General features: G+C 58.9%; 6 protein-coding genes. 1 reads left to right on the top strand and 5 read right to left on the bottom strand.

Translation table 11 applies throughout. The features are described from left to right. The 5 genes from RR842_RS10635 to RR842_RS10615 form a co-directional block, all read right to left on the bottom strand. A partial coding sequence (locus tag RR842_RS10635) for a 4Fe-4S dicluster domain-containing protein (protein WP_332729715.1) occupies positions 1 to 372 on the bottom strand: 372 nt, incomplete at its 3' end. A gap of 27 nt (positions 373 to 399) precedes the next feature. Continuing rightward, a complete protein-coding gene (locus RR842_RS10630) occupies positions 400 to 1,077 on the bottom strand; it encodes a molecular chaperone TorD family protein (protein WP_332521616.1) in 678 nt (225 codons plus the stop codon). A 136-nt stretch (positions 1,078 to 1,213) separates the two neighbouring features. Further along, positions 1,214 to 2,092, bottom strand: coding sequence for a DmsC/YnfH family molybdoenzyme membrane anchor subunit (locus tag RR842_RS10625; RefSeq protein WP_332521615.1), 879 nt, complete (start codon positions 2,090 to 2,092; stop codon positions 1,214 to 1,216). Next, positions 2,092 to 2,664, bottom strand: coding sequence for a 4Fe-4S dicluster domain-containing protein (locus RR842_RS10620; protein ID WP_332521614.1), 573 nt, complete (start codon positions 2,662 to 2,664; stop codon positions 2,092 to 2,094). Before RR842_RS10620 ends, RR842_RS10625 begins: the two co-directional genes overlap by 1 nt. Then, positions 2,664 to 5,585: a molybdopterin-dependent oxidoreductase gene (locus RR842_RS10615; RefSeq protein WP_332521613.1), complete on the bottom strand. Its 2,922-nt coding sequence runs from the start codon at positions 5,583 to 5,585 to the stop codon at positions 2,664 to 2,666. The genes RR842_RS10620 and RR842_RS10615 overlap by 1 nt, the downstream gene beginning before the upstream one ends. 817 nt (positions 5,586 to 6,402) lie before the next feature. Between RR842_RS10615 and RR842_RS10610 the strand changes: the two genes are divergently transcribed. Next, positions 6,403 to 6,843, top strand: a complete 441-nt coding sequence (locus tag RR842_RS10610) for a MarR family transcriptional regulator (RefSeq protein ID WP_332521612.1) — start codon at positions 6,403 to 6,405, stop codon at positions 6,841 to 6,843. The last annotated feature ends 68 nt before the right edge of the window (positions 6,844 to 6,911 follow it).

Raw genomic sequence — 6,911 nt, 5'->3', positions numbered from 1 at the left:
CACCGCCACACCCAGATCGCGCTCGAGCGCTCCGCCAAAGGACAGCGCACCGGTTGGGCACGCCTCGGTGCACTTCATGCAGAAGTTGCAGAAGCCGTTTTGGAACGCCAGCATCGGCGTACCATACCCTACGATGTTGTCCGCCAAGGGGACTGGCGTGACAATGCCGTAAGGGCACGCTTGCAAACAACGCTGACAGCGATCGCATGACGCGACCAGGCTTGCATTGGACGTTGCGCCCGGAGGACGCACAAACGCCTCATCGACCTGTTTTGTTAAGGCCCCGAATCCGCCCACGCCCACCATCGCCGCGCCTACGGCACCAACCACCAAGAATCCTCGGCGCGTTACGGCCTCCCCCACGTTCACCATCTCCTCATTGCGTATCGAACCTACGAGTTAGTCGAGCACTTCGCCCAACGCCTGCTCGTCAGCGCCCAGATACGCTTCCGTAAACAAGGCAAGATGCAGGTAGAAACCGCTTTCCGCAGCAGCCTGCACATCGCGCGCAAACGGTGCCACCCAATTCAGCAAATGCTGCTGCAAGAACGTGAGCTGGGCAGCCAGGTGCGTCTCGGCACCCTCTTCGTCGCCGCCTCGCAGCGCCTCGATCGCACGCTCGCACAGCAGCGCCATGAAAGCCAGCTCGACAGCCAGGTGGTCCTCAGGTTCCGTAAAACCGGGGTTCTTCACAAAGCTCGCATCGCGATACACCTGCAACACGGCGCTATAGGCGTCCTGCATCATAAGGCCGCCCTCGCTCGTGTACACCGACTCGTAGGGAAACGCTTTCTGCGCCGTACGCGGCCCCATACCGAAAAACGCGCGATCGAACACCACGGCCAGCTGCTCGAGCTGCGCCTCGTCGCAATCCGCAAGGTCGGCCCGCAAAGCAGCGAAGTCTTCCGCAAGCACCACGTCATCCGACTCGAACGAGGCACTCCCCGCGAATTCTGCCGCGAATGCTGCGTCCATTTCCTTCTCGTAGCAACGCGACAGCAGCGTATAGATGCGCCCGCGATTCTCGCAAAACTCGATAAGGTTCTCCGCCACTTCGGCAGACAAGTTTTCACTCATATTGGTTCTCCTTCTCCGGTAGCTCGACCGTCCCCCCTGTCCAAACACCGCGGGAGGGTTGCAGGCGTTTGGACAGGGGACGCGATCGAGAGCCGGGCGGCATCCAGCCAGCGAATGCCGCCCGAAACCCTACTCATCAGTGGTAGATGAATTGCTCCACGCTGGTACCCAGCGCATACATGATCACGCGCAGGACGATGGTTCCCACCGCCGTGCAAGCGAACGCTACGAACATATAGGTAGCGAGCTTCTTCGGCTCGACCGACCCGGAGCCGCTTTCGCCCTTCGTGGCCTTCACGCAGGCCAGAGCCGTAAGCGCAGCAGGCGCAACCATGCCCACCAGCACGACGCCCAACCAGAACATTACCGCTAGGTCGCCCGAGATCAAGCGTTCGATCGAACGCGACGGAGCCGGGAAGGGGGCAATTGCCACCCAGATCACGTACGCTACCGCCGTCACCACCATGATCGCCACACCGGCCAGAGCCAGGCGCAGCGCAAATCCACCTTCTTCCTTGGCATTGCCGCGCAGCAGCACCAGACCAGCCATGAGCAGCGAGCCCATTGCCAGGCCAGCACCCAAATACATCAGCGGCAGCGCAGCGCTATCCCATGCAGGACGTGCGGCAATCAGGTACGACATACCTGCCACGACCGGCAGCACCAGGCCTAGCACGGCGGCGATAACGCCGAATACCTTGCGCGCGCCCGGATAGTCCTTACGTGACAGCACCACGTACACGATGGCGACTAACCCCGTGATACCCACCGTGAACAGCTCCATCGACAGCCCGGAACCCAGGTTGCCCAACAGGTGCGTCGCGCGTTCGGGATGCCCCATGTGGAACACCGAGGCGCAGCCGCCGACAGCCAGGAAGACGAGCGCGATAAGCGCACCCATAAAACGAACTTCAGCAAACTTGTTCTTCAGCTCGCCCACACCGAGGAACACAAAGGAACCCGAGGTGATACCAAGCAGCACACTGAAGATCAGAAGGGGCCATTGGACTTCCATTATTCGTCCCCTTTCCACGAGAACTTATCCAACGCATAGTCAACGCCCGGATGATTGCCCACGTCCTTGAGCTTGTGCGTGGTCTTGGATGCGCGCAGCTTCGATACATCCGACTCGGGGTCATCCAAATCGCCGAAGAGACGCGCCTGGCCGGGACAATGCTTCACACAGGCTGGTTTCTCGCCCTTGTCGATGAGGTGTGCGCACATGGTGCACTTCTCGATGACGCCCTTGTCACGGCCCTCATCGTAGGTACGCACGCCGTACGGGCAGGCCATGACGCAGTACTGGCAGCCGATGCACTTGCTGTGGTCCACCAGCACCACGCCGTCTTCGCGCTTGTAGCTCGCACCGGTCGGGCACACGTGCACGCACTCAGGGTTGTCGCAGTGCTGGCACGCCACGGGCAGGTAGTACATTTCCAGGTCGGGATACGTGCCGGACGGGCCCACGGTCAGCACCTTGTTGTAATAGGTGCCCAGCCCCACGCCGTTTTCCTGCTTGCACACCACAGCGCAGGAGTGGCATCCGATGCAGCTATCCAAGTCGATAGATATGATATTGCGCGTCATTATTTCGCACCTCCCTTCACGGTAACCTGCTTGACGCCATCCTGTTGCTCGTCAGAAGAGATCGCCTCGGTAGCCATCGGCAGGAAGATCTTCAGGTCTTCTTCGTTCATGCAAATATTTTTCGGTGCACCATCCTTGGCCACATACACCTTGCAAAGTCCTCCGTAGTTATCAGTACCCACGGCTGGATCGTAAGGACCGTTGTTCTCGAACAACACGTTGCAGTTACTGTCGAATGCGCCATGCAGGTCGTCGGTGGCCTCGCGCTCGGGGAACCACCAGTCGTGTTCCACGTGAATCATGCCTGGCTTGATGGACTCCGTCAGGTTCGCGCGTTGCTTGATTTTGTCCACATACGTCTCGATGTACACCCAGTCGTCCTGCTTGATGCCGTTTTCAGCAGCGGTCACCGGGTTGATGTCCATCACGGGGAACATATGCACCTCGCGCAGCCACGGGCTGTTGCGGTACTCCGTATGGAAGAACACATGGGAGCGGCCGCCCGTGATGAGCGTGTAGGGATAGTCGGCCAAAAGGTCGGTGCGTGACAGCTTCGTAATAGGCGGCTCAATGTACATAGGCAGAGCGCCGTTGCCGTAGAGCAGCAAGTCTTCCGACCACATTTCCATCTTGCCGTTGTCGGACTGCGGGTGTCCCGGAATCACTTTTCCATCAGGCGTTTTCGCACCGGGGAAGCGGTAGACCGCACCCATCTTGTTGCCGCGGAACATGGTGTTGAAGCCCGGACGGAAGTCGCTCGTCTTGCGCATAAAGCCCGTCTCGTACTTGGGCGCGCCCTTGACCGTGGCCATCTCTACACCGGTGACGCTAATGCGGTTGCGGAATTCCTCGAAGTTCGCGCAGGAGAGCTGCGGCGGAAGCGTGGCAGGGCCCTTCACGATGTAATCGAAGAACTCGTATTTGTCCTTCCAGTACATATCCACGTCCATGTACTTCGCGAATTCGAAGCAGATGTCCATGTCGTCCTTGCACTCGCCCAGCGGCTCATGGAATGGCTGGCGGATGAGGTAGGTGTGGCTGGTGGGGTATCCATGCCCTGAGTGCGCCCACTCCACGCGGTCGACCTCGTTGGGGTGCGCTGCCGGCAAGATGATGTCGGCCAGCTCGCCCGAAGGGGTCATGTAGAGATCCACGTTCACGAAGAAGTCCAGGTTCTTGAAGCCCTCCACGATCTCATGGCCGCCCTCGATGGAGAGGATAGGCTCGCTGGTCTGCTGCCAATAGCCGTAGATCTGGAACGGGTCGCCCTTGGCCATGGCCTTGGTCGTTGCGGCGCCGAAGCCGCCCTGCTGCCCGTAGATGACCTGGCCACCGGAATTCTGCTTGGTCGTCTTCAGCTCGCCCGTGGCATCGTCAGCCACAAGAATGTCCTGATAGCCGGTATTCTGGCACACGGACAGCTTCTTGATGTTCATGGCCGTTTCCTTGCGGCGCTGCCCCATGCGTCCGGCCTGGTTCGGCACCACGTCAAACATAAACGAGTCGTAGCCGGTGGCGGGCTCGCGGCCGATATTCTGGCCGCCCTTGGTGTCGAAGTTGCCGGCAAGCGCCATCATGATAGTGAACGCCTGCGAGATGCCCGACGTGTTGATGGAGAACTCCACCTTCTGGCCGCGCGTGAAGCACGCGTGTGGGCTGGCGTCCAGGTAGATGCCGATGGCTTGCTTGATCTTGTCTTCCGGTATCTCACAGAACTCGGCGGCGCGCGCCGTGGTCCACGGGGTCACGTGCTCAAGCAGGATATCCCACGACGTACGGTATTTCTTGCCGTTGATCTCGCGCGTGCCGGTGAGCGCAGGCTTGGCGTCGGCCACGATATTGCCGGCCTCGTCGAGCCATTTGAACGCCTTCGGACCGCCTAGGTTCTGCTTGTTCTGCCAGTCGCCGCTCCAGTAGATCAGCTGGTCGTGCGCTTCGTCCCATGCAGGATACAACTCGTCGGAGCCGCCCTCCTGCATCATGGATTGACGCAGCTGGTAGCCCGAACCTTTGCCTTCGACGTCCTTCTCGTCGATGAAGAACGGGGCATTGGTGAAGTTGCGGGCAAAATCGGTAGCGCACTTGTCCGAGTGCATAATCTCGTTGATGAACGCTAGGACCAGCGCCATGTCAGAGCCGGGACGGATGGGTAGCCACAGGTCGGCCTTGCTGGCGGTGCAGGTGTAGCGCGGATCGACGCAGATCACCTTTGCGCCACGCTCTTGTGCGCGCTTGACGGTCAGCCAGTCGTAGTAGCCGCGGCTGCGCTCTTGGCGACACCAGATCAGGATGCAGTCGGTGTTGTTGCCATCCCAGCCGGTGTACTGCGTCTCGTCGCCGTAGAGGCGCTGGCTGGTGAAGTACGAGCCCACCCAGCACAGGTTGCCTACGCCGAACGTAGCCGTGCTTCCCAGTTCAAGCCACAGCTTGTTGATGGCCTGGAACTGCAACATGTCGCGACCCGTGCCGTACTGGTGCGCGATGGTGTGCCAGCCGTGTTCCTCGCCGATCTTGGTGTAGCGATCGGCGGCTTCCTGATAGGCCTCTTCCCACGTGATGCGCTTCCACTGCCCCCCACCCTTTTCGCCCACGCGCTTCTGCGGATAGCGCACGCGCAGCGGGTTGTACAGCTCTTGCGGGATGGCGATGGCGCGAGCGCACAGGGTGCCCTCGCTGAACAGGTCGGGGTTGCCCTCGATCTTCGTTACGCGTCCGTCCTTGACGTGCCCAAACAACGCACAGCGACCATAGCACTGGCGGCATGCGCTCGGGATCTTCTTCACGTCATCGGCCGAGGCGTTACTGGCACCCGCCGCCTCGTCGGCCACGGCGGCCGTAGCCGACGTCCCCAGAAGCAGCGTCGAGGTGGCCGCGACAGCCGTTGCCTTCACGAAGCCGCGACGACTCATCTTAAGTGACATTTCTCCTCCTCCTTTGCCCTCTTGTTGCCAAGTTTTGCCGAAGGAGATAAGAAGGGCGATCGGCGGCGCTCGAGGTTTCGGAGCTTTTGGAGTCTTCGGGCACTGCGCAGTTGCCGTATTCCCCCGCTAAAGAAGCAAAGCTATCGCTCCCCCGCTGCGTGCCCTTCGCACGTCTCCCTCTCCTTGCTGCGGCAATTTACTTGCATAGCTAATTATATGAATATTAACTATTAGTGCAACATGTTTTATTTATCTCTTTCAAAAATAGTGATGAGCAGCCTCCTTTCTCCTTCATCCTCTCCTCTCCGCATTCAATTTTTCATTCTTCTTTTTTCATTTCTCCGTTTCATTTCATTGGTTTCATTTCATTCTTCTTTTTCGCAGCCTCTTCTTTTCAACGAAAACGATGCTCATGCGGGCAAACGAGAATCGGGCGTACCGCCTCGTATGCTGGAGTGTTTCACGTGAAACACTCCAGCATACGGCAGCGACCTGGCACCCATCGCAATCCAGCCCTTCGCGACCTTTCGCCAGCAGCGCACAAAAAATACAACCGCGCACAACGCGATCCCCCTCTGCGCGGTGCTCCCAAAAGAAGGACAGCCCCTATCACGATTGCGCCGAAGAAGCAGGGACATCGCCAACAGCACACACTGAAGCGCAGGCACGCAAAACATAATTACGGAGTAATACGACCAAGTTACGCGGAGATTCCGCTAGGAAACTGCTGGATTCTTGACGGGTCACGGTCAGGTATGGTTTTGTGTTCTGTAGGAATGCGCAGATAAATCGCCAACACGCGGAAAAGGGATTTTGCATGGAAAACAAGCACAACGAACTTTTGGGCTACCTCGTGTACGATGCGCAGCGCTCCATCTCCCGATCGCTCGAAGTAACCCTTAAACCCTACGACATCACGCCGGGCCAATGGAACCTCATCAACCAGCTTGACCGCACAGGCGGACTATCCCAAAAGGAGCTGGCTCAGATCACCAAGAAGGAGCAGGCCACCATCACACGCTACCTCGATACGCTTGAACGCAAGGACCTGGTAGTACGCACCAGGCATAAAACCGATCGCCGCTCGCACGTTGTAAACATCACCGACAAGGCCCGCGAGCTTATTGAAACAGTAACCCCTCTCACCGTCGACACGGCAAACCGCCTGATCGAGGGCATTGGCCAAGCAGACATCAACCAATTCGTCGCCACACTCGACGCCCTCAAACAAAATGCTCAGGCCATATCCGGCGACTAACAAAGGCCCAACGACCGGTTAACAACGACCGGATTGTCTGCTATGCTGGCCGGGCACAATTTCATAGC

Origin of the sequence: Gordonibacter sp. (assembly GCF_036667095.1) — a bacterium.
In the GTDB taxonomy this organism is placed as follows: Bacteria; Actinomycetota; Coriobacteriia; order Coriobacteriales; family Eggerthellaceae; genus Gordonibacter.
This window is presented reverse-complemented; position numbering and strand designations above follow the sequence as displayed.